The sequence below is a fragment of the Actinokineospora bangkokensis genome (assembly GCF_001940455.1).
Taxonomy (GTDB): domain Bacteria; phylum Actinomycetota; class Actinomycetes; order Mycobacteriales; family Pseudonocardiaceae; genus Actinokineospora; species Actinokineospora bangkokensis.
The window spans coordinates 31125-56914 of record NZ_MKQR01000016.1 but is presented as its reverse complement, the minus strand read 5'-3'; the positions used below and the strand labels follow the sequence as shown (position 1 = coordinate 56914).

The 25790-nt window shown below is 74.2% G+C and carries 23 protein-coding genes and 1 pseudogene; 12 read left to right on the top strand and 12 right to left on the bottom strand.

Translation table 11 applies throughout. From position 1 onward, the window contains the following. The first annotated feature begins 440 nt into the window (after window positions 1–440). The 3 genes from BJP25_RS14870 to BJP25_RS14860 are packed head-to-tail and all read left to right on the top strand — an operon-like array spanning window position 441 to window position 10137. Window positions 441–8582, top strand: a complete 8142-nt coding sequence (locus BJP25_RS14870) for an RHS repeat-associated core domain-containing protein (RefSeq protein ID WP_158075651.1) — start codon at window positions 441–443, stop codon at window positions 8580–8582. Window positions 8583–8584: 2 nt separating this feature from the next. Beyond that, a complete protein-coding gene (locus tag BJP25_RS14865) occupies window positions 8585–9205 on the top strand; it encodes a HEAT repeat domain-containing protein (protein WP_075975518.1) in 621 nt (206 codons plus the stop codon). Beyond that, window positions 9202–10137: a Dyp-type peroxidase gene (locus BJP25_RS14860; protein ID WP_075975517.1), complete on the top strand. Its 936-nt coding sequence runs from the start codon at window positions 9202–9204 to the stop codon at window positions 10135–10137. The genes BJP25_RS14865 and BJP25_RS14860 overlap by 4 nt, the downstream gene beginning before the upstream one ends. Before the next feature lie 88 nt (window positions 10138–10225). Here the strand turns inward: BJP25_RS14860 and BJP25_RS14855 are convergent, their stop codons facing one another. Next, entirely contained in the window at window positions 10226–10930 is a 705-nt protein-coding gene (locus BJP25_RS14855; RefSeq protein WP_075975516.1) for a hypothetical protein, read from the bottom strand. Between the two features lie 221 nt (window positions 10931–11151). Between BJP25_RS14855 and BJP25_RS14850 the strand changes: the two genes are divergently transcribed. From BJP25_RS14850 to BJP25_RS36220, 3 genes are read left to right on the top strand one after another with little or no spacing between them, the layout of a single operon-like run. After that, on the top strand, window positions 11152–11379 hold the full coding sequence (locus BJP25_RS14850; protein ID WP_075975515.1) for a hypothetical protein: 228 nt from the start codon (window positions 11152–11154) through the stop codon (window positions 11377–11379). After that, window positions 11376–12314, top strand: coding sequence for a sugar kinase (locus BJP25_RS14845; RefSeq protein WP_233158088.1), 939 nt, complete (start codon window positions 11376–11378; stop codon window positions 12312–12314). Before BJP25_RS14850 ends, BJP25_RS14845 begins: the two co-directional genes overlap by 4 nt. Continuing rightward, the gene (locus BJP25_RS36220; protein ID WP_269844547.1) at window positions 12311–12436 is read left to right on the top strand and encodes a hypothetical protein; all 126 of its coding nucleotides are present in this window, start codon (window positions 12311–12313) and stop codon (window positions 12434–12436) included. The genes BJP25_RS14845 and BJP25_RS36220 overlap by 4 nt, the downstream gene beginning before the upstream one ends. Here the strand turns inward: BJP25_RS36220 and BJP25_RS14840 are convergent. The 3 genes from BJP25_RS14840 to BJP25_RS14830 all read right to left on the bottom strand — a co-directional run bounded on the left by BJP25_RS14840 (window position 12433) and on the right by BJP25_RS14830 (window position 14622). Further along, complete coding sequence (locus BJP25_RS14840) at window positions 12433–13287, bottom strand: hypothetical protein (RefSeq protein ID WP_233158087.1); 855 nt, start codon at window positions 13285–13287, stop codon at window positions 12433–12435. The two genes, BJP25_RS36220 and BJP25_RS14840, sit on opposite strands and share 4 nt — an antisense overlap. An 82-nt stretch (window positions 13288–13369) precedes the next feature. After that, entirely contained in the window at window positions 13370–14203 is an 834-nt protein-coding gene (locus BJP25_RS14835; protein WP_075975513.1) for an NmrA family NAD(P)-binding protein, read from the bottom strand. Further along, on the bottom strand, window positions 14200–14622 hold the full coding sequence (locus BJP25_RS14830) for a nuclear transport factor 2 family protein (protein ID WP_075975512.1): 423 nt from the start codon (window positions 14620–14622) through the stop codon (window positions 14200–14202). The genes BJP25_RS14835 and BJP25_RS14830 overlap by 4 nt, the downstream gene beginning before the upstream one ends. A gap of 87 nt (window positions 14623–14709) precedes the next feature. Between BJP25_RS14830 and BJP25_RS14825 the strand changes: the two genes are divergently transcribed. Continuing rightward, window positions 14710–15306 (top strand): TetR/AcrR family transcriptional regulator, encoded by a 597-nt coding sequence (locus BJP25_RS14825; protein WP_075975852.1) that lies wholly within the window; start codon window positions 14710–14712, stop codon window positions 15304–15306. On the opposite strand, the gene BJP25_RS14820 is transcribed toward BJP25_RS14825, so the two are convergent. Further along, a complete protein-coding gene (locus BJP25_RS14820; RefSeq protein WP_075975511.1) occupies window positions 15296–16000 on the bottom strand; it encodes an AraC family transcriptional regulator in 705 nt (234 codons plus the stop codon). The genes BJP25_RS14825 and BJP25_RS14820 overlap by 11 nt on opposite strands. Window positions 16001–16120: 120 nt before the next feature. On the opposite strand from BJP25_RS14820, the gene BJP25_RS14815 reads away from it, so the two are divergent. Then, window positions 16121–16831, top strand: a complete 711-nt coding sequence (locus BJP25_RS14815; protein ID WP_233158086.1) for an MBL fold metallo-hydrolase — start codon at window positions 16121–16123, stop codon at window positions 16829–16831. Here the strand turns inward: BJP25_RS14815 and BJP25_RS14810 are convergent, their stop codons facing one another. After that, a complete protein-coding gene (locus tag BJP25_RS14810; protein WP_075975510.1) occupies window positions 16832–17281 on the bottom strand; it encodes an Lrp/AsnC family transcriptional regulator in 450 nt (149 codons plus the stop codon). It lies immediately after the preceding gene. Window positions 17282–17401: 120 nt separating this feature from the next. On the opposite strand from BJP25_RS14810, the gene BJP25_RS14805 reads away from it, so the two are divergent. Next, on the top strand, window positions 17402–18091 hold the full coding sequence (locus BJP25_RS14805; protein WP_075975509.1) for a hypothetical protein: 690 nt from the start codon (window positions 17402–17404) through the stop codon (window positions 18089–18091). 19 nt (window positions 18092–18110) lie between these two features. Here BJP25_RS14805 and BJP25_RS14800 read toward each other — a convergent pair whose 3' ends face one another. Then, the gene (locus tag BJP25_RS14800; protein WP_075975508.1) at window positions 18111–19040 is read right to left on the bottom strand and encodes a quinone oxidoreductase family protein; all 930 of its coding nucleotides are present in this window, start codon (window positions 19038–19040) and stop codon (window positions 18111–18113) included. Between the two features lie 86 nt (window positions 19041–19126). Between BJP25_RS14800 and BJP25_RS36215 the strand changes: the two genes are divergently transcribed. Beyond that, a complete protein-coding gene (locus BJP25_RS36215) occupies window positions 19127–19765 on the top strand; it encodes a TetR/AcrR family transcriptional regulator (RefSeq protein WP_075975507.1) in 639 nt (212 codons plus the stop codon). Between the two features lie 373 nt (window positions 19766–20138). On the opposite strand, the gene BJP25_RS34170 is transcribed toward BJP25_RS36215, so the two are convergent. Further along, the gene (locus BJP25_RS34170; protein ID WP_075975506.1) at window positions 20139–20552 is read right to left on the bottom strand and encodes a hypothetical protein; all 414 of its coding nucleotides are present in this window, start codon (window positions 20550–20552) and stop codon (window positions 20139–20141) included. Between the two features lie 152 nt (window positions 20553–20704). Here BJP25_RS34170 and BJP25_RS14785 point away from each other — a divergent pair, with 152 nt between their 5' ends. Next, window positions 20705–22081: an aspartate aminotransferase family protein gene (locus BJP25_RS14785; protein ID WP_075975505.1), complete on the top strand. Its 1377-nt coding sequence runs from the start codon at window positions 20705–20707 to the stop codon at window positions 22079–22081. A gap of 3 nt (window positions 22082–22084) precedes the next feature. On the opposite strand, the gene BJP25_RS14780 is transcribed toward BJP25_RS14785, so the two are convergent. From BJP25_RS14780 to BJP25_RS14765, 4 genes are all read right to left on the bottom strand, one after another. Further along, window positions 22085–23098 (bottom strand): ornithine cyclodeaminase, encoded by a 1014-nt coding sequence (locus tag BJP25_RS14780; RefSeq protein WP_075975504.1) that lies wholly within the window; start codon window positions 23096–23098, stop codon window positions 22085–22087. Window positions 23099–23201: 103 nt separating this feature from the next. After that, complete coding sequence (locus BJP25_RS14775; RefSeq protein ID WP_075975503.1) at window positions 23202–24380, bottom strand: glycosyltransferase family 87 protein; 1179 nt, start codon at window positions 24378–24380, stop codon at window positions 23202–23204. 217 nt (window positions 24381–24597) lie between these two features. Continuing rightward, window positions 24598–25083, bottom strand: a complete 486-nt coding sequence (locus BJP25_RS14770; protein WP_075975502.1) for an SRPBCC family protein — start codon at window positions 25081–25083, stop codon at window positions 24598–24600. Continuing rightward, window positions 25080–25439 (bottom strand): ArsR/SmtB family transcription factor, encoded by a 360-nt coding sequence (locus BJP25_RS14765; RefSeq protein WP_075975501.1) that lies wholly within the window; start codon window positions 25437–25439, stop codon window positions 25080–25082. Before BJP25_RS14765 ends, BJP25_RS14770 begins: the two co-directional genes overlap by 4 nt. Before the next feature lie 139 nt (window positions 25440–25578). On the opposite strand from BJP25_RS14765, the pseudogene BJP25_RS34165 reads away from it, so the two are divergent. Beyond that, window positions 25579–25790: pseudogene (locus BJP25_RS34165) on the top strand (hypothetical protein); the annotation flags it as partial.

Below are 25790 nucleotides of genomic sequence, written 5' to 3'. Positions count from 1 at the left end.
GACACCGCCTCCACCGAGTTACGAGCGGCCGGGACTGGGTCAGGCCGGGGGGTCTGAGCAACGCCGTGACTGGTTGGTCAGTTGAGCGGTGTTGGGTGTGCCGGGGGGTTGGTGGGGCTGGGCGCGGTGGGTTGCGGGGAGCGGGTGCGTTGGCCGAACGACGGCTTTAGGGACCAGGGGGCTCGCCTTCGGCGTCGTGGGGGTGGGGGGAGGGTCGGGGGTGGGGGGAGGGGAGAGAAGGAGAGGGAGGGGAGAGGGAGGGGGAAGGAGGGGGTGGGTGTCTCGATGAGCGGGAGATAGGGCCTTTCGGGGTGGGGTGGGTGAGCCGGTTGCGGGGGTGGGCTGCGGCAGTTGTCCGAACATTCCGGTTTGGTGTTACGCGGGGGGTTCGGGGGTCGATGGCGTGGGCGGTGTCCGCTACGCCGCTTGAGGAGAGTCCTGTGCGACAGCGACGACGGTTGTTCTCGGTGGGGCTGGCTGTCGTGGCGGTGGTCGGGGCCACCGTCAGCGTGGCGGACGCGGTGCCCGGGGGGTCTCGGGTCGGTGGTGGGGTGGTTCGGGCCCAGCAGCAGGTCGACCCGGTGCCGGGGGCGATGAGCTACGCCCACGATGCCGCGGGGCGGTTGGTGGGGGCGGTGGCCGCCGACGGGTCGGTGGCCAAGTACTCGTACGACGCCGCGGGGAACCCGTTGGCGGTGGAGCGGGTGGGGACGCCCGCGGTGGTGGTGCTGTCGGTGGTGCCGGGCGTGGCGCGGCCGGGGGACACGGTGGCGCTGGCGGGCAAGGGGTTCGCGACCACGGTGGCGGGCAACACCGTCAAGGTCAACGGGGTCGGGGCGACGGTCAAGACGGCCGCGGCTGACCGGGTGACGTTCACCGTGCCGACGTCGGCCACGACCGGGGCGGTGACCATCACCAGCGGGGCCGGGACGGCGACCGGGCCGGTGTTGACGGTGGTGCGCAACGACAAGCCCGCGATCAGCGACTTCACGCCGAAGGTGGCGGCCGCGGGGGCGACCATCACGGTCACGGCGACCAACACCGACCCGGAGTTCGCGAACAACCTGGTGCGGGTCAACGGGGTGTTGGCGGCGGTGACGTCCCGGTCGGGCAACAGCTTGGCGGTGAAGTTGCCGCCGAACGCGGGTACCGGGACCGTGCAGCTCAGCACCCCGGCGGGGTCGGCGACGAGCTCGGCGGTGCTCGTGGTGCCGCCCCCGGGCATCGACGCGGCGTCGATCGACACCGCGAGCGCCATCACGGTCGGGACGGCGACCTCGGTGCCGGTGGCGGCGGGCAAGTGGGTGATGCGGTACTTCTCCGCTGCCGATGGTGAGCGGTTCGCGGTGTCCCTGAGCGGGGGGACGTTCGGGTCCTGCGGGCTGGACTCGCGGATGTACAACGAGCGCAACCAGCAGACCGGTGGCTCCGGGTGCGTCGGTACCGACGGGTGGATCGAGACCGGGCCGGTGAGCGGCGCGGGGCTGCGGTCGCTGCTGCTCTACAACGGCACCGGGGCCGCGGGCACCACGAACGTCACCGTGCACAAGGTGCCCGCCGACGTCAACGCCGGGGCGCAGTCGCTGACCGGTACCGCCAAGGTCGTCACCGTCGCCAACCCCGGGCAGAACGCCTACACGACGTTCACCGGTGCGGTGAACCAGCGGGTGATCATCCAGTCGAGCGGGGCGTCGTCGCAGTTCGGGTGCTGCGGGATGTACTGGTGGTTGGTGGCGCCGGACGGCACGCGGGTGGGGAGCACCAAGTACCCGAACGACACCCTCGACACGACCACGCTCACCCAGGCGGGCACCTACAAGGTCTACATGGACCCCGGGTCCGGCAACACCGGCTCGGTGACGTTCAGCGCGTGGACGGTGCCCGCCGACCTCAACGCGGGCGCGCAGCCGCTCGACGGCACGGCCAAGACCGTCTCGCTCACCAACCCGGGGCGCAACGCCTACACGACGTTCACCGGTGCGGTGAACCAGCGGGTGATCATCCAGTCGAGTGAGGCGTCGTCGCAGTTCGGGTGCTGCGGGATGTACTGGTGGCTGGTGGCGCCGGACGGCACGCGGGTGGGCAGCACCAAGTACCCGAACGACACCCTCGACACCACCACCCTGCCGCAGGCGGGCACGTACCGGATCGTGGTCGACCCGTCGTCGACCCTGGTCGGGTCGGTCGTGCTCAAGGCGTGGACGGTGCCCGCCGACCTCGACGCGGGCACCCTCCCCCTGGACGGGTCGGCCAAGGTCGTCACGGTCTCCAACACCGGTCAGGACGCGTTCGCCACCTTCTCCGGCACCGCGGGTCAGCGGGTGCTGCTCCAGTCGACGGCCAGTTCCGGCAACCTCGGGTGCTGCGGCGCGTCGTGGCAGCTGTTCGCCCCGGACGGCACGCGGCTCGCGGACAAGTGGATCAACGACATCGTCGACACGACGACGCTGCCGCAGACCGGTACCTACAAGATCTGGTTCGGGCTGAGCGGCACCAACCTCGGCTCCACGACCTTCAAGGGCTGGACCGTCCCCGCCGACCTGAACGCGGGCACGCTGCCGCTGGACGGGTCGGCCAAGGTCGTCACGGTCTCCAACACCGGTCAGGACGCGTTCGTCACCTTCTCCGGCACCGCGGGTCAGCGGGTGCTGCTCCAGTCCACCGAGAGTTCCGGCAACCTGGGCTGCTGCGGTGCTTCCTGGCAGGTGTTCGCGCCGGACGGCACGCGGTTGGCGGACAAGTGGATCAATGACATCGTCGACACGACGACGCTGCCGCAGACGGGCACGTACAAGGTCTGGTTCGGGCTGAGCGGCACGAACCTCGGTTCCACGACGTTCAAGGCGTGGACCGTCCCCGCCGACCTGAACGCGGGCACCCTCCCGCTGGACGGCACCGCCAAGGTCGTCACGATCACCAACGTCGGCCAGGACGCCGACGTGACCTTCTCCGGCACCGCGGGCCAGCGCGTGTTCCTCCAGTCCACCGACAGCTCGTCGAACCTCGGCTGCTGCGGCGCCTCCTGGCAGGTGTTCGCGCCGGACGGGACGCGGCTCGCGGACAAGTGGATCAATGACATCGTCGACACCACGACGCTGCCGCAGACCGGTACGTACAAGATCCACTTCGGGCTGAGCGGCACCAACCTCGGTTCCACGACGTTCAAGGCCTGGACCGTCCCCGCCGACCTCAACGCGGGCACCCTCCCCCTGGACGGCACCGCCAAGACCGTGACCGTCGCCAACATCGGCCAGGACGGCTACGTCACCTTCGCGGGCACCACCGGCCAGCGCGTGTTCCTCCAGTCCACCGACAGCTCCGCCAACCTGGGCTGCTGCGGTGCGTCCTGGCAGCTGTTCGCGCCGGACGGCACGCGGCTCGCGGACAAGTGGATCAATGACATCGTCGACACCACGACGCTGCCGCAGACCGGTACCTACAAGATCCACTTCGGGCTGAGCGGCGCGAACACCGGCGCCACGACGTTCAAGGCGTGGACGGTGCCCGCCGACGCCGACGCGGGCGCGCAGGCGCTCGACGGCACGGCCAAGGTGCTCACCAGCACCACCCCGGGCCAGGCCGCGTTCGCGAGCTTCCCCGGCACCGCGGGCCAGCGCGTGATCGTCGAGTCCAGCGGCACCAGCCCCGCCTTCGGCTGCTGCGGCATGACCTGGTGGCTGCTGGCCCCCGACGGCACCACCCACGTCGGCGGCAACCGCTGGCCCAACGAGCTCATCGACACCCTGGAGCTGCCGCAGACCGGCACCTACAAGGTGTGGATGGACCCGGGCGGGGCGAGCACCGGCTCCGGCACGTTCAAGGTCTACGACGTCCCCGCCGACCTCGACGCGGGCGCCATCACCACCGGCACCGCCAAGACCCTCAGCGTCAGCAACCCGGGCCGCAACGCCTTCGCCACGTTCACCGGGTCGTCCGGGCAGCGGCTCATCGTGCAGTCCTCGGCGACCTCGGCCGCCTTCGGCTGCTGCGCGATGAACTGGTGGGTGCAGGACTCCGCGGGCACCCGCGTCGGCGGCGCGCGCTGGCCGAACGAGTCGCTGGACATCACCCTGCCCGCCGCGGGCTCCTACAAGCTGTACATGTCGCCCAACGGCACCCTCGTCGGCGGCTCGACCTTCACCATCACCCAGCCCGCGGGCCTCGCCGCAGCCCCGGCTTCCGCCGACCGCGCCACCACCCAGCCCGAGCGCACCCAGGCGGCGCCGAAGGCCGAGCCCGGCGCGCAGCAGCAGCAGAGCGCGCCCGCGAAGGCCGACCGCGAGCCCCGCGTGGTCGTGCAGCGCCCGGCCGAGAAGCCGCGCGCGGACGACAGCACCCAGCGCGTCGCCGACCTCGGCTCGCCCAACGCCGCCACCCTGGTGCCCGACGACCGGCTGAGCCCGGCCTGGACCCCGGACGCGGGCAACCTCTCCGGCGCCGACTGGCTCACCCGGCGCGGCGCGCAGGCGCCGGTGCGGGACCTGTCCGCGCCCCAGGGCGTCACCGCGATCAGCGGGCACGTCCTCGGCCTGGACGGCAAGCCCCTGCTGGGCATCCCGGTGCGCGTCGACCAGGTGCGCACCACCACCGACGCGCAGGGCCGGTTCCTGCTCGCGGGCGTCCGCGCCAACGCCACGACGATCGTGGTGGACGGGTACGCCGCAGACACCGGCAAGACCCGCTACGGCACGTTCCGCATCCACGCCCGCGTGGTGGCGGGGCAGACGACCCCGCTCGACGCGACGGTGTGGTTGCCCAAGCTGGACATGGCGCACACGGTGAAGCTCGCCGCGCCGACCACGGGTGACACCGTGCTGTCCACCCCGGCCATCCCGGGCCTGGAGGTGCGCATCCCGGCGGGCACCGTGGTGCGCGACCTCGACGGCAAGGTCGTCACCGAACTGGGGATCACCGCCATCCCGCTGGACCGGCCGCCGTACCCGCTGCCGCGCAACGGGATCGTGCCGACGTACTTCACCGTGCAGCCGGGCGGGGCGACGATCTTCCCGCAGGGCGCGAGCGTGGTGTACCCCAACTACACCAAGCTGCCCGCGGGCACGACCGTCGACTTCTGGAACTACGACCCGGTCGACAAGCAGTGGTACGTCTACGGCCACGGCAAGGTCAACGCCGACGCCAGCAGGGTCGTGCCCGACGAGGCCACGAAGCTGTGGACCCTCGACGGCGCGATGTTCAACACCGGCGGCAACCCCAAGCCGGACAAGCCGTGGTGGCAGGACCTGCTGGACAAGCTCTCCGGCGACCCGGTGGACCTGTCCACCGGCCTGCTCACCGACGCCCACACCGACCTCGGCGTGGACGACACCGTGCCGATCTCGCTGACCCGCGAGTACTGGCAGGGCGACAACCACAACCGCGAGTTCGGCCTCAACTCCGGCTCGGACTTCAACCTGTTCCTGGCCTCGGAGAACCAGTACCAGGAGGTCGACCTCTACAGCCCCGGCGGCGGGCGCGCCCACTACGTGCGCACCTCCCCGGGCACCGGGTACGGCGACGCCGTCTTCGGCGCCGTCGGCTCCCCGGGCCGCTACACCGGCTCGACGATCGCCCAGGTCAACGGCGACTGGGTGCTGTCGCTGCGGGACGGCACGAAGTTCTTCTTCCCCTGGTACTCCCGCGCCCGCGCCATGCAGGACCGCAACGGCAACCAGGTGACGTTCGTGCGCTCGGGCGGGTCCAACGGCGAGGTCACCCAGATCGTCTCGCCCAACGGCCGCTGGATCGCCCTGGAGTACGACGCCTCCGCGCGGGTGGTCAAGGCGACGGACAACATCGGCCGCGCGGTGTCCTACACCTACGACACCGCCGGGCGCCTGGCCACGGTCACCGACGTGGCGGGCAAGACCTCCACCTACACCTACGACACCGCCAACCGGATCACCCGCATCACCGACGCGCGCGGGGTGGCCTACCTCGACGTCGTCTACGACGCCAACGGCCGGGTGCAGCGGCAGAACCTCGCCGACGGCGGCAGCTACCAGTTCGCCTACACCCTCGACGCGGCGGGGAACATCACCGAGACGCGGGTGACCCAGCCCAGCGGGTCGGTGCGGCGGGTGACCTTCGACGCGAACCGGATGGTGGCCACCGACACCGAGGCGTTCGGCACCAGCCTGGCCAGGACGACCACCTACGTGCGCGGGCAGGACAACCGCATCGACGCCGAGGTCGACCCGTACGGGCGGCGCACCGAGTACACCTACGACGCCTCCGGCAGGCCCACCGCGGTCACCGAGCTGGCGGGCACGGCGGGCGCCTACACCGCGGCGCAGACCACCTACGGCCCGTTCGACCAGCCGCTCGTCGTCACCGACGCGGCGGGCAAGACCACGACCAACACCTACGACGCCAAGGGCAACCTGCTCACCTCCACCGACGGCGCGGGCCGCAAGGCCACCTTCACCCGCACCAGCACCGGGCAGGTCGCCACGGCGACGTCGGCCTCCGGCGGGGTCACCACCTACACCTACGAGGCGGGCGCGCCGGTCTCGGTGAAGGACCCGCTGGGCCGGGTGTCGCGCACGTTCTTCGACGCGGCGGGCAGGCCGGTGGCGACCACCGACCCGGCCGGGGCGGTGACGCTGACCAAGTACAACGCGCAGAACCTCCCGGTCAGCACCACCGACCCGCTCGGCGGCACCCAGCAGCTCGGCTACGACGCCAACGGGAACCTGACCTCGGTCACCGACCCGCGCGGCAAGGTCACCACCTACGCCTACAACGGCGCCGACCTGCCGGTGTCCACCACCGACCCGCGCGGCAAGACCGCCACCACCACCTACGACGCCGCCGGGCGCACCACGGCCACGGTGTCGGAGGCGGGCAAGCGCACCGAGTACACCTACAACACCCTCGGCCTGCCCACCAAGGTGCGGTTCGGGGTCACCAGCACCACCGCCCAGCAGTCGCAGGTGACCTACACCTACGACAGCACCGACCGGCTCACCGCGCTGACCGACTCCGCGGGCGGCTCGGTGTCGTTCACCTACGACAGCCGCGACCGGGTGGTCACCGAGACCCGGCCCACCGGCACCGTGGGCTACACCTACGACGCGGTCGACCGGCAGACCGGCACCACCGCGCCCGGGGTGGCCGCGACCACCTACTCCTACGACAACGCCGGTGCCCTCACCGGGGTGGCCCGCGGCTCCGACGCCGTGGCCATCACCCGCGACGCCGGGGGCAGGCCGACCACGATCAGCCTGCCCGGCGGGTGGACCCAGACCCGCACCTACGACGCGGCCAACCAGCTGACCCGCATCGCCTACGCCCAGGGCGGCACCGCCAAGGGCGAGCTGACCTACGCCTACGACGCGGGCGGGCGGGTGTCGTCGGTGGGCGGCAGCCTGGCCGCGGTGCGGCTCCCCGCCGCCCGCTCCGGCCTGGTGTACGACGACGCGAACCGCCTGGTCACGGCCGGGTCGACGACCCTGACCTACGACGACGACGGCAACCTGCTCAACGACGGCACCACCGCCTACACCTGGAACGCCCGGGGCAGGCTCACCGCCACCAGCAAGGCGGGCCTGTCCGCGAGCTACACCTACGACGCCCTCGGCGACCGCACCAGCCGCACGGTCGGGGCCACCACGACGAAGTTCGTCCTGGACGGCTCCAACGCCATCGCCGAGCAGGACGGCGCGGGCACCCTCACGGCGTCGCTGCTCAGCGTCGGCACCGACCAGTGGGCGGCGCGGACGAAGGCAGGCGTCACCGACACCGTCCTCACCGACGCCCAGGGCTCGGTGATCGGGCTCGGCCGCGCGGACGGCACCATCGCCGCGTCGCAGTCCTACGACCCGTTCGGCGTCCCCGCCACCACCGGCGACCCGCGCGGCTCGGACCTGTCCTACACCGGCAGGCAGGACGACGGCACCGGGCTGCTGCACTACCGGGGCCGCTACTACAGCCCGGCCGCGCAGCGGTTCACCTCCGAGGACCCGACCGGCATGTCCGGCGGCCCGAACCTGTTCACCTACGCGGCCAACTCCCCGGCGAACTACTCCGACCCCTCGGGGGAGAACCCGGTGCTGCTCGGCTGCCTGGCCGGTGGCGCGCTCGACTACGCGGGCCAGCGGTTGTCCGGCCGCAAGGTCGACTGGGGCCAGGTGGCCGGGGCGGCGGCCGCGGGCTGCGCGTTCGGCGGGCTGGGCGCGCTGCTGCGCGGCGGGCTCGGGGCGGGGCTGTCCGGGGCGCTGGGCAAGCTGCTCGGCCGGGCGGGCACCGCGGCGAACGGCGCCCAGAACGGCATCCGGGCCAACGCCGCGGCGGGCAAGGCGTTCGAGCAGGCGCTCGGGCTCAGCGGCCCGCGCCAGGCCATCCCTTCGCTGACCGGCACGGCGGCCCGCCGCTTCCCCGACGGGCTCAACGCGGCGACGAAGGTCCTCAGCGAGGCCAAGAACGTCAAGAACCTGGGCTACACCAACCAGCTCAAGGACTACGTCGCCTATGCTCAGGCCAACGGGTACCGGTTCGACCTGTACGTCAGACCGGGCACGACCCTCTCGCCCAGCTTGCAGAACGCCGTGAACAACGGCTTGATCAACGTGATCCGAAGGTAGCGATGGCCACCGACACCCCGACCGACACCCCCGCCGACCTGCTCGCCGCGCTCGCCGGGGTCGGGGTGCCGGTGGCCAGCGTGTGGGACCTCGTCAACGGCGGGCACGACTACCGCGCGGGCGTCCCCGTGCTGCTCGACTGGCTCACCGCCCTGGAGGACAGGGTGGAGCCGGGGGAGCGGTGCGAGGCGCTGCGGGAGGGGCTGGTGCGGGCGCTGAGCGTGCCCGCGGCCAAGCGCGCCGGGGCCGCCCCGGAGCTGCTGCGCCAGTTCCGGCTGGTGGCCGACGACACCGGGTTCGGCCTGCGCTGGGCGGTGGGCAACGCGCTGTCGGTCGTCGCGGACGACAAGCACTACGACGGGCTGGCCACCATCGCCGCCGAGCGGCAGTGGGGCCCGGCCCGGCAGATGGTGGTGCAGGCGCTCGGCAAGTCCAAGGACCCGCGCGTGGTCGGCCTGCTGCGGGGCCTGCTCGACGACGACACCGTCACCGCGCACGCCGTCATCGCCCTGGGCAGGCAGAAGGACCCGGCCGCGCGCGCGGACCTGGAGCGGCTGCTCGACGACCCGCGCCCGCTCGTGCGCCGGGAGGCCAAGAAGGCCCTCGGGAAGCTGGCGCCGTGACCGGGGGGACGGCGCTGTCGCGCCGGTCGCTGCTGTCCGGGGCGGCCGGGTTGTCGGTGCTGGCGTGCCTGGGCGCGTGCTCCACCGGCGAGCAGGCGCCGCAGGACACCACCACGCACCCGGCGCTGCGCCCGCCGGACGCGTCCGGGGCCGTGGCGTTCGTGCGGGGCGGGTCGTCGGCGCAGCTGCTCGGCCTGCGGGCCCCGGACGTGCTGGTGGGCCTCTCGCCCGCGCTCGCGGCGGGCACCCCGTACGCCGCCGGGTTGGTGGGGATGCCGCCGTTCCCCGGCGAGGTGCTGATGCGCGAGCGCACCGGCGCCGAGGCGTTCGTGCAGGTCGAGGGGCCCGACGCGGTGGCGCGCCTGGCCGAGGTGGTGCGTGGGCTCGACGTGGCCTGGCAGTGCCCGGTGCGGCGCGAGGTCGTGGCGCGCGAGGGGTCGCCCGCGGGCTTGCAGCGCAACCCGTTCGGCTTCGTCGAGGGCCACACCAACACCCCGGACGTGCTGCTGCCCTCGGGCGCCTCGCTGCTGGCCGTGCGGGTGATCCGGATGGCGCACGGGCAGTGGCGCGCCGACCCGCCCGAGCGCCAGGCCGCCGTCATCGGCCGCCACCCGGACGGCACCTGGCTCGACGGCACCGCCGCCGGGGCCACCCCCGACTTCACCGCCGACCCCGACGGCGCCACCACCCCGCTCGACTCGCACGTGCGCACCATGAACCCGCGCACGCCCGGCAGCGCGGCACCCCGGATGCTGCGCCGCTCGTGGATCTACTCCACCTCGCCGCAGGACGAGGGCGTGGTGTTCATGGCCTTCCAGCGAGACCTCGCCGCCGGGTTCGCCCTGGCCCAGTCCCGGCTGACCGCGGACGCGCTGCACCCGTACCTGCTCGCGGTGGGCGGCGGGTACTTCGCCGTGCCGCCGATGCCCTAGTCAGGCTGTGCGTCCCCAACCTGCACCCGGCACCGTTCGAGGCAACACCGGCACAAGGGCTGACCCCGCCCCACTTGCGCGACAGCCTCTAGGCCTGCGGCTGCTCGGTGGTCGTCTCGGTGTAGCCGGTGAGCGTCACCAGCGTGTTGCTCGTCGACACCGGCGTCGGCAGGGACACCCGCGCCCCCGGCAGGGCGATCTCCTCCCGGCCGAGCAACCACCCGTGCCTGGCGTGGAACACCAGCACCACCCGGGTGCGGCGCTCCCGGTCGTGGTGGGCCACCGCCACCCCGGCCCGGCCCAGGTGATCGCGGGTCTCGCCCACCACCTCCAGGCCGTCGAGGTCGGCCAAGGCGAGCAGCAGCGCCCGGCGCAGGTCGGGCGGGACCACTTGCCGCAGCCACACCCCGGTGATCGCCCGCAGGGCTCCGGCGGTGCCGTCCCCGTCGCGCACCACCTCGGCTACCGCGGCCCGGTCGGTCCCGGTGAGGAACCTGGCGCCCAGGCCGCCGGGGCCGAACTCGCCGCTGGGCCGCACGGGGTGCCCGTTGCTGGTGACCACCAGCCGCCCCGACCCGTCCGGGGCGATCCACTGCTCGCGCTCGAAGGGCTCCACCGTGCTGGTGCTCGGCCCGTGCGCCGCTCCGCGCCGCGAGATCCGCGTCACCGACCGCAGGTACCACCCGCAGGTCCGCACGTAGTGGTAGCGCCCCGCGCCGGACGGCGCCCCACCGGTCGCGGCCCGCTCGGCCACGCCCCGCAGCAGGTCCGCCGCACTGGTCCCTGGCGTCACCGCCGACCACCCCTCGAAGGTTGGGGACAGGTCCGTCCATCCTGCTCCGAGCGCGGCGGTGGGGGTGCCACCGGTCGGTGATCCGCGCAGCGGCATCCGGTCACTCGGTGTCGTCGCCGGGGCTGATCCCAGACCGCCAGTGACGTGGAGCTGGTGTTGGAGGCCTCCGGCGCGCTCGGCCCGGTGCTGCGCGCCACCGCCCAGCGCGGCACGCTGGGCAGGTGGGCAACCTCCCCTGCACCCCGGTCCCCGCCGCCCTGGTTGACCTTGTCACCCGCGAGGTCACCTGGGTCGACCGCTACCGGTTCGTCGACGAGATCACCGCCAGCGCGGGCCCGGACCTGGAGCCGCTGGGGGCCGGTGGGCACGGCCTCGACGACGCCGTGCCCGTGTTGGAGCGCGCCGCGGTGGGCGGCGGCGAGGTGCTGCGGCTGGGCGGCGCGGCGTGAGCGGGGTGCTCGCGCTGGGCGAGACGATGGCCCTGCTGACCGTGCCCGCCAGCGGGGTCGCCACCGGCCCGCCGGTGCTCGGGGTGGGCGGCGCGGAGTCCAACGTCGCCATCGCCGTGGCCCGCCTCGGCGGCCGGGCCACCTGGGTCAGCCGGGTCGGCGACGACGCGCTGGGCCGCGCGGTCACCCGGGAGGTGCGGGCCGAGGGCGTCGACGTCCGCGCGCCGCTCGACCCCGGTGCGCCCACCGGCCTGATGGTCAAGGAGGTGCGCGGCGGGCACCCGAGCGCGGTGCGCTACTACCGGGCGGGCAGCGCGGCGTCCCGGCTCTCGGAGTCCGATGTGGACCCGGAGCTGGTGGCCGCCGCGGACGTGCTGCACCTGACCGGGATCACCCCCGCGCTCGGCCCCGGCCCGCTGCGCGCGGTCGAGCGGGCCATCGCGCTGGCCCGCGCGGCGGGCGTGCCGGTGTCGTTCGACGTCAACCACCGCCGCACGCTGTGGGCGGACTCCCGGGCCGCGCCGGTGCTCGCCCGCCTGGTCGCGTCGGCCGACCTGGTGTTCGCCGGGGTCGAGGAAGCCGAGCTGGTGCTGGGGCGCGGCGGCACCGACGAGGAGCTGGCGGCCGGGCTCACCGCGCTCGGCCCGGCGACGGCGGTGCTCAAGCTGGGGGAGCGGGGCGCCCTCGCGCACGCGGACGGCCGGTTCGTCCCGGCGCCCACGACCCCGGTGCGGGTCGTCGACCCGGTGGGCGCGGGTGACGGCTTCGTCGGCGGCTACCTGGCCGAGCTGGTCCTCGGCGAACCCGTCGAGCGCTGCCTGGCCACCGCCAACGCCGTCGGCGGCTACGCCTGCACCGTCCCCGGCGACTGGGAGGGCCTGCCCACCCGCGCCGACCTGGCCGCGGCGGCCAGGTCCGGGGAGGTGCACCGGTGAGCCCGCTGCCCGTCGCCGTGCTCGACCCGCCCGAGCAGGTACCGCTGTCGGGGGCGCTGCTGCCGGGCGGCCGTCCTGTTCTCCTCGGCCGTGCCTGGAACACGGCCGAGGACAGGCCCTAGGAGAACAGGACGGCCGCCCGCCCGTACTGGTGGTCCCAGTACGCGGCGAGGGTCGCCTGCGTGGCCCGGTAGACGACCGGCTGCGACGCCGGGTCGAGCACGAGGTACTGGCCGCCCTCGTACCCGGCGACGGTCAGGAAGTGCGCGACGTCGTTCCCCGACCACGGCAGGCTGATCATGTTGCCCGCCATCACCGCCTGCCCGCCCGCGCGCACGTGCGCCAGCGACGCCGCGAGGTCCCACGACGTCCACGCCGACACCCCGTTGGCGCCCAGGGCGCGCACCACGTCGGTCTCGCTGGTGCCGAACTGCGCCGGGTCGTTCCACGTCGGGTCCAAGCCCATGTCCCGGCGCGCCTGGTTGATCGCGGCCACGGGGGTGCCCGCGCTCCAGGCCCTCGGCACCCGGCCGGAGGCGAGCAGGGCGGTGACGACGCTGGTCGGGCCGCAGTCCTCGCCCTGGTTGGGCTGGCCCTGGAACTGCGACACGGGCACCAGGGAACCGCCGCCTGCCCCGCCGCAATCGGGCACCCCGGGGATCCGGTAGTCGTAGCCGGTGGCCATGTAGGCGTCCGACAGGTACCCGCCGAGCGCGGGTACGAAGTCCCACAGGTCGCTGGTGAAGCCCCGGGTGTTGGTCACCGCCTGGCCGACCACCTGGCAGGAGATGTCGACGACCTGACCGTCCCAGACCAGCCCTCGCGAGGCGCTGCCCGTGGTGGGCCCGGTCCGGATCGTGAGCCCGTCGCCGTCGGTGCGGCCCACGGTCGCGGACGCCGCGGACGCGACACCGGGGACGGCCACCAGCATGGTTGTCAGGGCCGCCAGCACCACGCCCAGTCGACGGATCACGATCACGCCCTCCACCCGGTGAATGTCCGACAGCGGAGATCGTGGCGCCTGCGCCCGCCGCGGGCAATCGACCGGACAGGCGTCAGCCGGACAGCGCAGGCACCAGGTCCGTCGAGGCGAAACGCTCGAACGAGCGCGCCGGGCGACCGGTCACCTCCGCCACCACCGAGGTGGTGCGGTCCTCGCCGCCTTCGCGGATGTGCTCGTCGAGCGCGGCGAGCATCCGCGCGTAGGGCGTGGACATGCCGGAGGACTCCAGCAGCGCGACCAGGTCTTCCGTTGTCACTGCGCGGTGGCGCGCGGGTCGCCCGGTGTGGCGGGAGACGATGGCGACGGCTTCGGCGTAGCTCAACGCCTCCGGGCCGGTGATGATGTGGTCGGTGTTGTGCGGCGCGGCATCGGTGAGCGCGCGGGCGGCGACGGCGGCGATGTCGCCCGCGTCGACGAAGGCGACGCGCCCGTCACCCGTCGCCGTCAGGACCTCCCCGCGCTCGCGGATGCCCACCGCGACCGGGTGGTCGCCGGTGAAGTTCTGCATGAACCAGGACGGGCGCAGCACCGCCCACTCCGGCATCCGCCGCACCAGCGCGGGCAGGGCGCCGATGCCCGACGGCGAGTCCGGCACGGCCGACGAGCTGAGCAGCACCACCCGCCGGACGCCCTCGGCCCGCGCGACGTCGAGGAAGCGCTCGGTCAGCTCGGCCGGTTCCGCTGAGCCGGCCGGGGCGAGCAGGTACACGCTGTCCACTCCGGACAGCGCTGGTGCGAACGTCGACCCGTCGGCCCAGGAGAACCGGACCTGCCCGGGTGCCCGCGGGGTTCGGGTGGCGATCCTGGTGGGCTCGGACAACGCGGCCAGCGCCGCGGCGACCCGGCGGCCGGTGGTGCCGGTGCCGCCGGTGACGAGGGTGGTCACGAGCGCACCCCGGCGGCGAAGTCGTCCAGCGAACCGGTGATGCCCGCGACGGCGGCGGGGCTCCAGTAGTCGCGGTAGCTGGTGATCTTGCCGTCCACCGCGGTGATCACGGCGATGTAGCGCAGCTGGTACGGCGCGCCGGTGGCGGTCACGGCGCCCCGGGCGGCGAACTCGGCCACGATGGTCCGGGGGTCGGCGGTCTCGTGCACCACCAGGTCGGTGAACTCGTGGATGTCGAGCAGGTCGGGGTAGTCGCGCACGTAGTCGGCCACCGCCGCCCGCCCCTCCAGCCGCGGGTAGCCCTCGGGGGCGAACGGGAACTCCATGGTCCCGTCCTCGGCCCACAGGTCGCTGAACCCGGCCATGTCCTTGGCGAGCAGCAGCCGCAGGGCCTCGTCGAGCAGGTCGCGCGGGGTCATCGGGGTCCCTCCAAGTGGACGATACGGTTCCGTCCCGACCAGAGTAGGCCGGACGGGACCGTCCCGTCCAGTCGTATGCTGGGCGCCATGGCCGACCGCACCCGCCGCGCCCCCACCGGCGCCGCCGTCCTGCAACCCCAGGTCACCACCGCGATCGCTGACGCGGTGCTCACCGAGCTGGCCGACGCGGGCTACGGGCGGCTGTCGATGGAGGCCGTGGCCAAGCGCGCCGGGGTGGGCAAGAGCGCGCTCTACCGGCGCTGGCCGTCCAAGCGGGAGATGGTCGTCTCGGTGGTGTCCGAGCTGAGCGTGCCGATGGCCCGCGTCCCCGACACCGGCTCGCTGCGCGGCGACCTGCGCGCGGTGCTCGCCGGGGTGCACGAGTGGATCACCCACCCGCTGCTCTCGCGCATCCTGCCCGACCTCACCGCCGAGGCCACCCGCACCCCGGCGCTGGCCGGGGTCATCGCGGACATGATCGGTGAACCCCGCCGCGCCCGCGGCGCGGAGGTGCTGACCAGGGCCGTCGCCCGCGGCGAGCTGCCCGCCGACGTCGACGTCGAGCTGGCCATGGACCTCGTCGCCGCGCCCCTGTACTGGCGGGTGCGCGTGCGCCAAGCCGAGCTGGAGGACGACTACCTGGACAAGCTCGTCGACCTGCTGGTGCGCGCGCTCACCCGCTGAGGGCGTCCGCGCGGTAGTGCGTCGGCGCTTGACCGTACTGCCGCTTGAACGCCGTGGAGAACGCGTAGGACGAGGTGTAGCCGACCTGGCGCGCGATGGCCCGCATCGGCAGGTCGCTGTCGCGCAGCAGGTGCGCGGCCGTGGCCAGCCGCCACCAGGCCAGGTAGGCCATCGGGGATCGGCCCGTGGAGGCGGCGAAGCGCCGGGCCAGCGTCGCCCGCGAGAGCCCGACGCGCGCGGCCAGGTCAGGCAGCCGCCACGGCGCCCCCGGGTCCGCGTGCAGGGCCGAGAGCGCGGCGGCGGTCGGCGGGTCGGTGAGCGCCCGGTGCCACCCCGACGCCGGGTCCGCGTCGAGCCAGGCGCGCAGGGCGTGCACCAGCAGCAGGTCGAGCAGGGCCCGGACCGCGCTGCCGTGCCCCGGGCGCTGCGCCGCCACCTCCGCGCCCAGCAGGTCGATCGTCGTGCGCAGGGTGGGGTTCTGCCCGTCGGCGGTGGGCAGGTGCACCACCTCGGGCAACCCGCTCAGCAGCGGGTGCGCGCGGGCGGTGTCCACGCGGTACTTGCCGCACAGGAAGTCGGTGGTGCCTGCCGGGTTGTCCACCGCGTCGTCGAACGGCGTCGCCCCAGCCGGGGAGGGCGAATCCGCCAGCACGTGCGCGTCACCGCGCGGGATCAGCACCAAGTCGCCCGTCACGTGAGCCGATCGCGCATCACCTTGAGCTTGCTCCGCATCGAACTGCTCACCGGACCCGCCTAACGTCGTCGACATGGACGTCACGCGCATCGGCGACGTGGAGATCACCCGGGTCACCGAGTGGGCGGGCCCGATCGCCCCGTTGACCACCATCGTGCCCACCGCCCCACCCTGCCCAGGTTCGACCACCTCGACACCGACTACCTCGACCGCCTCGCCGCCGCCGGGGTGCGGCCAGAGGACGTCGACGTCGTCGTCAACACCCACCTGCACCTCGACCACGTGGGGTGGAACACCCGGGCCGAGGGCGCGGCCTGGGTGCCCACCTTCCCGAACGCCACCTACCTGATCCCCCGCGCGGACAAGGAGTTCTACGACCCCGCCAACGCGGGCCGGATGCCCGCGGGCCGCGACGAGGCGCAGCGGCAGCGCCACGCCGCCAGTCCGATCCTCTACCGCGACAGCGTGGAACCCGTTCTCCCGCAGGCGGTCCTGCGGGAGGGCCACCACCGCGTCGACGCCGCGATCACCCTCGACCCCGCACCCGGCCACACCCCCGGGTCCTCGCTCGTGCGCGTCGAGTCCGGCTCCGACCGCGCCGTGTTCGTCGGAGACCTGGTGCACAGCCCGGTGCAGGTGCTCGACCCCGTGCACAACAGCTGCTTCTGCGAAGACCTCGACCAGGCCGCGCGCACCCGGCGCGCGGTGCTGGAGCGCGCGGCGGACCGGCGGGAACTGGTGGTGCCCGCGCACTTCGCAGGCCCCGGGGTGGTCGAGGTGCGCCGCGACGGCAGCCGGTTCGCCATCACCGCCCTGTCGCGCGTGCCCTGATCACGCGCCGAGCAGGCCGGTCGCGTCCAGGGGCAGGTCGTGCAGCACCAGCCTGCTGCGCAGCTGCAACACGCCGTGGCTGTGCTTGAGGGTGTCGATCGTGGACTCGAACTCCGCCGGGGTCGTGCACGCCAGGCGCAGTTGGTAGTCGTAGTCGCCGGTGAGCCGGGCACCGGAGACCACCTGCGGGATGGCGCGCAGGCCCCGCTCGAACTCGGCCCGGTCGGTGGACTCCCGCAGCCGCACGTCGCTGATCATGTGCAGGGTCCGGCCGAGCGCGGTGGGGTCGACGCGCGCGTGCACGCCGCTGACCACACCGGAAGCGCGCAGCCTGCGCACCCGGTCGGCCACGGTGTTGGCGGAGAGCCGGACCCGCTTGCCGAGCTCGTGGTAGGTGCTGCGGCCGTCGTCGTGCAGCAGCCGCACGAGCTCCCGATCGATGTCATCCACGAGCCCCAGTGTGGATAGCTCGGTGATCGGTGGCAAACACCTCGGAAAGCGCGGCGGTTCGCGGGGTGTCGCCGTGATCTCCGCGCCACCTTCGGCGCGATCGGCGGCAGGGTCGACGGCATGGGAGTCACGGTCGTCCACATCCTGTTCCCGCTGCTCACCGTCACCGCGGTCGCCCTCGTGCAACGCCGCTTCGGGCACCGGGTGGGCGGTGTCGTCGTCGGGTTGCCACTGACGATGGTCCCGTTCCTCGCCGCGCTCGTGGTCGCCCGCGGCCCGGCCGCCGCCGCCGACGCCGCCCGCGGGTCGATGGTCGGGCAGGTGGGCGTGGCCGTGTTCTGCCTGGTCTACGCCCACCTCGCGCACCGCCGCACCCGCCCGCCGGTCGCCCTGGCGGCCACCCTGGGCGCCGTCGCGCTGACCCTGGCGGCGCTCAGCTTGCTGCCCCCGACGTGGGCCGCCGTGCCCGTCGCGCTGCTGGGCGTGGGCGCGGCCCTGGCCGCCCTGCCCGCCGAACCCGCGGCGGTGCCCGTGCGCGGCACGCCGTGGTGGGACGTGCCCGCCCGTGCCGCCACCTCGGTCGGCATCGTGGTCACCGTCGCGGGCAGCGCGGACGTCCTCGGCACCCACCTCGCGGGGCTGCTGGCCACGGCGCCGGTGCTGCTGTCGGTCATCACCCCGCCGACCCACCACCGGGACGGCCACCCCGCCGCCGAGGCCCTGCTGCACGGCACGCTGCGCTCGGTGCCCGCCACCACCCTGTTCGCCGCGACTGTCGCGTTCGGACTCCCGCTGGTCGCGCCGGGGTGAGCCGGGCCCCGGCGGCGGTTCAGGGCACCAGGACGAGCTTGTGCCGCGAGGTCCGCTCCCGCTCCCACGCCGCGGCCACCTCGCTCAGCGGCAGCTCCTCCACCCGCACGTCCAGCTCCCCGGCGGCGCCCCACCCGAGCAACCGCCGGTAGGACTCCGCCATCACCCGCGGCCCCGCGTGGGTGGGCATGAACCCGAACACCGCCGCGCCGGTGCTGCGCATGACCTGCGACGGCACGGTGATGGTGCCGCCCGCCCGGTCACCGACCTGCGCCAGCCGCCCGTTGGTCGCGATCGCCCGCAGCGCCGCCTCGGCGGGGGCGCCCCAGGTGTAGTCGACGACGACGTCCACCCGCCCCTGCGCGGCCTCGGTGAACCGCGTCGTGAGGTCGTCCTCGGTGAGCCGGACGACGGCGTCCGCCCCGACCCCGGCCAACTCCTCCAGCGCCTCCGGGTCCCGCCCGGCCGCGACGACCCGACCGGCCCCGAGCAGCTTCGCCACCTGCACCGCCAGCCGCCCGACCACCCCGGTCGCGCCCAGCACGAGCACCGACTCCCCGGCCCGCAGCCCCGCCCGCCACGACATCGGCATCATCGCCGCCAGCCCGGCGTTGCCCAGGGTCGCCGCCACGGCATCGGGCACCTCGTCGGGCAGCGGCGTGCTGAGCTCGTCGCGCACCAGCGCCACCGGCGCCATCGACCCGTGCGGCGCCACCGGCCACCCGAAGTACACCCGCTGCCCGTCCGGCAGCACCCCCACCCCCTCGATCCCCGGCACCACCGGCAACTCCCGGGGGCTCAGGTAGTGCGTCCCCGCGGCGATCGCCACGTCAACGGCGTTGACCGTCGCCGCCCGCACCGCCACCACCTGCGCCCCCTCCCGCGGCTCCGGATCCGGGAACTCCTCGAACCCGGGCACCCCGTACGCCCGCAGCACCGCCGCCTTCATGTCCGCCCCTTTCGCTGAATCTCAATTCACTGAATCTGGATTCATCGTGATCGCTGTGCGATGCTGGTGTCAAGGAGGAGGTCACGTTGGTCGGATCCCGCCAGGCCCAAGCGGCCCAGACGGCGGCAGCCCTCAAGCAGGCCGCCCGCACCCTGTTCGCCGAACGCGGCTACCTCAACACCAAGATCGCCGACATCACCCGCGCCGCGGGCCGCTCAGCAGGCTCCTTCTACAACCACTTCACCAGCAAGGAAGACCTCCTCGACGCCCTCGCCGCCGACCTCGCCACCACCGCCGACACCCTGATCGGCCCCCCGGACGGCACCCCCCACGACCTCTCCGACCCCCGCCAGCTCCGCCGCCACCTCGCCGTCTTCTGGCAGGTCTACACCACCCACCACCCCGAGATCACCGCCATGCGCCAAGCGGCCCTGGTCGACGCCACCCTCGCCGCCCGCATGCAGGCCATCCGCACCGCCCAACTGGCCCCCTGGACCTCCCACCTGGAAGACCTGGCCGCCCGCGGCACCCCCCTCGCAGGCCCCCCGGCCACCCTCGCCGCCGCCATGGCGACCCTCACCGAATCCCTGTGCGAGGCCTGGCTCACCACCCCCGACCCCACCCCCGCCGACGAGGTCCTGGACACCCTCACCGCCCTCCTGTCCCACGGCCTCACCCGCCCCACCCCCCACCCCGATTCCCAGCCCACCCCACCCGAGTCCTAACCCCCACCCGCTCCCCCCTCACCCCCCCCAACGCCACGCTCCCCCCCAACGCCACCCCGCTCCCAACGCCACCCACCCCCGAGTACCCAGCCACCCCACCCAACCCGCTTCCCAAAGAAGCCGCCACCAACGAAACCGGCGGCCCGGCTACGCAAACGCCCGGGTGGGCGGTTCTGCTTGACAGGGGAAGGCGATCATGTGCTACCCACGGCCGGGGGGTGGGGCCGCAGGCCTCACCTTTTCCCCACCCCGAGCACATGATCGCCGCAGGGGCCCCTGTCAAGCAGAACCACCCACCCGGGCAAGCCAACAAAATCCCGCTTCTTTTGATCTGCGCAAGCAGATCCCCCACCCAGGCAAGCCAGCAGACCCCTCACACCCCAGGCGCATCAGGCAGGTGCCCAGGAGCGTCCGGCCCCAGCACCACCGCCACCACCCCGTCCTCACCCAACAACCCCCACCCCCACGCCCGCGCCACCTCATCCGCGCGCAGCAACCACTCCGCCCGCCCCGGTGGCCGGTCCCCGAAGGTCACCGCGATCTCATCGGCGCGCAGCGCCCGCCGCCACGCCAGCACCCCGAGGAACTCCGGGTCGGGCGCGTGCGAGAGCAGGTCGCGCAGCAGCCTCGGGTGCAGCGGCGGGATGTCGCCGTGCAGGCCACGCCCCCCGGTGAACAGGGTCTCGACGAGCCCCCAGATGGTGAAGTCGTCCGCGCGGCTGGCCAGCCGGTAGCGGTTGTGCGGTCCCTCGACCAGCGAGTCGACGCTGGGACGGCGGTGCTCCACCCCGCCAGTATCCCCGACACCCGATCGGGGGGCCGGGGCCGAGGGTGTACAACGTGGGCCCCAGGCGCTGCCCGGTCACCCCGCCCGCTCGCCCACCACCGGGCCGGTCCCGGCAGCCGACCACCGACCACGGCCGATCGGAGCGAGCACGCGTGACCAGCACGGACGAGGTACCCCAGCGGGTGGTGCGCAGGACGGAGGTCCCCGGGCCGCGCAGCCGCGCGCTTCTGGCCGAGCAGGACCGGGTGGAGTCCGGTGCGCGCACCTACCCGCGCAGCCTGCCGATCGCGCTGCGCCGGGGGCGCGGCTGCTACGTGCAGGACCTCGACGGCAACACCTACCTGGACCTGCTGGCCGGGGCGGGGGTGCTCTCGCTCGGGCACGGGCACCCCGAGCTGGTGGCCGCGGCCTCGGCGCAGCTGGGCGAGCTGGCGCACGGGCTGGACTTCCCGACCGCGGTCAAGGACGAGTTCACCCGGCGGCAGCTGGGCATGCTGCCCGCGCCGCTGCGGGAGCGGATGAAGGTGCACTACTGCGGGCCGACCGGGGCGAACGGGGTCGAGGCGGCGATCAAGCTGGCCAAGCTCGCCACCGGCCGGGGCGCGGTGGTGGCCTTCCACGGCGCCTTCCACGGCAGCACGGCCGGGGCGATGGCGGTCAGCGGCAACCGGTACCCGAAGGAGTCGGTGGCCAACGGGGTGCCGGGCGTGCAGTTCATGCCGTTCCCGTACTGCGCGCGCTGCCCGCTGGGGCTGACCCCGGCGGTGTGCGACACGAACTGCGCGACCTACCTGGAGAACGTGCTCACCGACGGCAAGGGCGGGGTGGAGCTGCCCGCGGCGGTGATCGTCGAGCTGGTGCAGGGCGAGGGCGGCGGCATCCCGGCCACCCCCGAGTTCGTGCGCAGGCTGCGCGCGGTGACCTGGGAGCTGGGCGTGCCCCTGGTGGTCGACGAGGTGCAGACCGGGTGCGGGCGCACCGGCACCTGGTTCGCCTTCGAGCGCTACGGCGTGGAACCGGACGTCGTCGTCGCCTCCAAGGCCCTCAGCGGCGTGGGCCTGCCGGTGTCGATGCTGCTCTACGACCGGGCGCTGGACACCTGGGCGCCGGGCGCGCACATCGGCACCTTCCGCGGCAACCAGCTGGCGTTCGCCGCGGGCCTGGCGGCGCTCGACGTCATCGCCCGCGACCGCGTCCTGGACAACGTGCTCGCCAGGGAGGCCCAGCTCGCCGCCCGCCTGGCCGGGCTGGCCGCGGTCTGCCCGTGGGTGCGCGACACCCGCGGCCTGGGCCTGATGTGGGCGGTGGAGCTGGCCGACCCGGCGACCGGGGCCCCGGCCCCGGAGCTGGCGGCGGCGACCCAGCGCGCGGCGCTTGACCGCGGCCTGATCGTCGAGACCGGCGGGCGGGCGGAGGCGGTGCTGCGCCTGCTGCCGCCGCTGACGATCACCGAGGCGGAACTGGACGAGGCCGTCGACCTGCTCGGGGCGGCCCTGCTCGCCTGCGCGCCCGCCCCGGCGGGCCGGTAGGGCTCAGCGGGGGAGCGCGAGCCCGATCCCGCGCTCCAGGGCGGTGGCGTGCACGGCGGCGGCGATGGCCACGTCGTGCACGCCCATCCCGAACGGGTTGACGACCACGCGGTCGGTCGCGGTGATGGGGCGGGTGTACTCGCCGGAGAACAGGGCGGGCAGGTCGGCGTCGACGGCCCGGCCGCCCTCGGGGGCCGCGGTGCCGGGCGCGGAGACCCGGCCCGAGCGGGCGAGCTTGCCGAGCAGGCGGTGGTCGTCGTCCACGACCAGGTCCCAGTCGTCGACGAAGAGGTGGTCGCAGCCGAGCAGCAGGCCCTCGGTGGCGTCGTCGAGGGAGACGTTGACGAACGTGGCGCCCGGGGCGACCCAGTCGAGGTCCACGTAGGGCTCGGTGGTGGTGGTGACGGCGATGGTGATGTCCGCGCCGGACACCGCGGAGCGGGCGTCCTCGGCCACGCGCACGCCCGGCCGGGTGGTCGAGAGGGCCTCGGCCAGCTTCTCCGCCTGGCCGCGCACCACGTCGTGCAGCACGACCTCGCCCAGCCGCGGGCACAGCGGCGCCAGCAGCTCCAGGTGCACCTCGGCCTGCCGCCCGCTGCCCAGGAACGCGACGCTGGTGACGGCGCCGAGGTCGCGCGCGGCGCGCAGCGCGGCCACCGAGACCGCGGCCGTGCGCAGGGCGCTGATCCGCGCGCCCTCCATGACGCACACCGGCTGGGCGGTCTCCGGGTCGTTGAGGACGATCAGCCCGGCGGCCCGGGGCAGGCCGAGCGCCTGGTTGCCGAGCGAGGCGTTGATGATCTTGCAGCCGTAGCTGGTGCCCGCCCACGCGGGCAGGATGAGGCTGCGGGCGGCGGCACCCGCGGGGTTGGTCCAGCGCAGCCCGGTCTCCGGGAACAGCCCCGCCTCGCCCCGCCGCACCGCCAGCAGGGTGTCCCTGGCCAGGTCGACCAGCGGCAGCCCGGCGCAGAGCCCGGCGACGTCCGCGCTGTCGAGGTAGGTGATGGGACCGCCCACGCTGTCCTCCCGGGCCGCTGGAACACCGACGCCGACGACGCTAGCGTGCCACGGCCCCGTCCCGGCACGCCCGATCGCGCACCCCCGCCCTGCCGGAACGGCCCTACCGCCCCGCGGACCGCTCCGAGGGCTCCTGCTCGGCCTCGGCGGGCTCCTCGCGCGGCGGCGGCAGGACGGCGACCGGCTCGGCGGCGCGCCTGCGGTAGCCGCGGTGCAGCAGCACTGCCGACCACACCGCGGCGACCAGCAGCACGGCGTTGCGCACGAGCACCGCCACCACCGCGGGCGCCGACCCCTTCAGCAGCTCGTTGAACAGCAGCGGGAACTCCAGCGAGGTCAGCGGCACCATCACCGCGATCAGCGCCACCACCGGCCGCTGCGTGGTCTGCCGCGACACCAGGCACACCGCGCCCAGGCCCACCAGCCAGATCACGTACTGCGGGCTGATCACCCGGCTGGTCACCACGAACAGCAGCACCGCGGTCAGCGCCGCGTCGGCGGCCACCACCGGCCCCACCGACCGGGTCCGCAGCCGCCACACGCCGATCCACAGCGCCGCGACCGCGCTGGCCACCACGCACCCGGTGGCGATCTGCGGCACCAGCGGGCCCAGCACCTCGAACGACCCGTACCGGTACTCCACCTGGGCCGGGTAGCCGAACAGCGCGGCCGCCATGAGCACCGACCCGCCCACGGACTCGATCTCCAGGCCCCGGTTGCTCTGCGCGGACAGGAAGCCGAAGGCGTTGTGCGAGGTCAGCGCGAGCACCGCGCAGAGCCCCACCGCCGTCGCCAGCGCCCACCACCACGACCGCCAGCGGGCGCCGAGCAGCACCACCGCGGGCCACACCTTCACCGACGCGCCCAGCCCGGCGAGCACCCCGGCCAGCCGGGGCCGCCCGCGCAGCGCGAGCAGCCCGAGCACCACGACCCCGGTGACGATCACGTCGTATCGGGTGAACGGGGTGGTCAGCAGCGCCGGGATGCCCAGCACCCACAGCCATGGCGCGGCCGTGGGCCCGCCGGTGGTCAGCACCGCCCTGGCCAGCGCCCAGGCGACCACCGCGTCCACGGCGACCACGCAGGCCACGAACGCGGGGACGTACCCGGCGAACGGCAGCAGCTTGGGCAGCAGCATCACCAGCGCGGCACCCGGCGGGTACTGCCAGGTCACGTCGTCGACCGGGAACGTGCCGCTGGAGAGCACGTCGTGCCAGCGCTGGTAGTAGGTCACCTCGCGCCAGGCCTCGACGCCGATGGTGAACACGATGCCGACCAGCACCGCCCTGGTCACCGCCCAGCAGGCGGCGAGCGCCAGCGCGGACCTGGTCACCGCCACCCGCCCGTCCCGGGTCGACGTGCTCACCGCCCGCCCCTGATCCGCCACCTCGACACGGGCTGAGGCTAGCGGGCGCGCCCGCGCGCCCGCCCACCCGGTGCGCGACCTCCACCAAGGTCGAGGTCGCCGCGCCGGGGCGGGTGGGCGGGTCCGCCGGGGCTCAGGCCGCCAGCAGCTCGTCGATCTGGCCCATGGCCAGCCGCATGCCCTCCTGCATGCCCATCTCCAGCAGCTGCTCCAGGTGCTCCAGGGAGCTGAACCGGCTGGTGGTGGTCATCCGGGTGCCGGTCGGGGTGGCCTCCAGGACGACGGTGGCCTCCGTGGTGGGCATCGCGGGGTTGGGGTTGCCGTCGGCGTCGGCGAAGCCGTCGCGGAACGCCAGGGAGTGCGGGGCGTCGACGGCGGTGAACTCCCACCAGCCGCCCGCCCGCTCGCCCTCCGGGCCGGTCATGTAGTAGGCGCTGCGCCCACCGGGCTTGACGTTGTGCTCGGTGAAGGTCGCGGGCCAGGTCGGCGGGCCCCACCAGCGCTCCAGCTGGCGCGGGTCCTCCCAGACCTGCCACACCCGCTCGACCGGCGCGGTGAACTCCGCGGTGAAGGTCAGCGTCAGGGCCTCGGGGTCCTTCTGCACGTCGATGACGGTCACTTCTCGCTCCTGTCTTCCGGTTGGTCCTCGGAGAGGATGTCCTCGATCGCCGCCGCGCGGTGCCGCCACAGCCGCTCGTACTCGTCGAGAAGCAGGCGGGCGCGCCGCAGCACGTCGGGGTCGCCGCGCACGAGCTGCTCCCTCCCGCGCCGCCGCTTCATGACCAGGCGGGCCCGCTCCAGCACCGCCACGTGCTTCTGCACCGCGGCGAAGCTCATCGCGTAGCTGCTGGCCAGACCGGACACCGACTGCTCCTCCCGCAGCACCCTGGCGACGATGTCGCGCCGGGTCGCGTCGGCGAGCGCGTGGAAGATCCGGTCCACCTCGTCGCTGCTCAGGTCGCTATCTACAACCACATGGTTGTACGTTAGCGGTGCCCGGCGCGGGCCGCAAGGGGGACCGCGAAGTCGTGGGCAACCGGTCGGCCCGCCCACCGCGTGGGGGAGTGGTGACAGCACCACCGAGCCCGGTGGTGCCCCCGGAAGGAGCCCGCACGTGCCGAGCCGCATGTTCGTCGTCAGCGCCCTGGTCGCCGTGACCGCCGCCGTGGCGGTGCCCGTCATCGCCTCCGCTGTGGACGGCGCGCCGGAGCCCACCCCCGCTCCGGCCCCCACCCCCGCGAGCGCCGCGCCCAGCCCGGTCGAGGCGAGCCCGGTGCCCGGGACCCCCGCCCCGGTGCCGCCGAGCCCGTCCGCGCTGCCCGCACC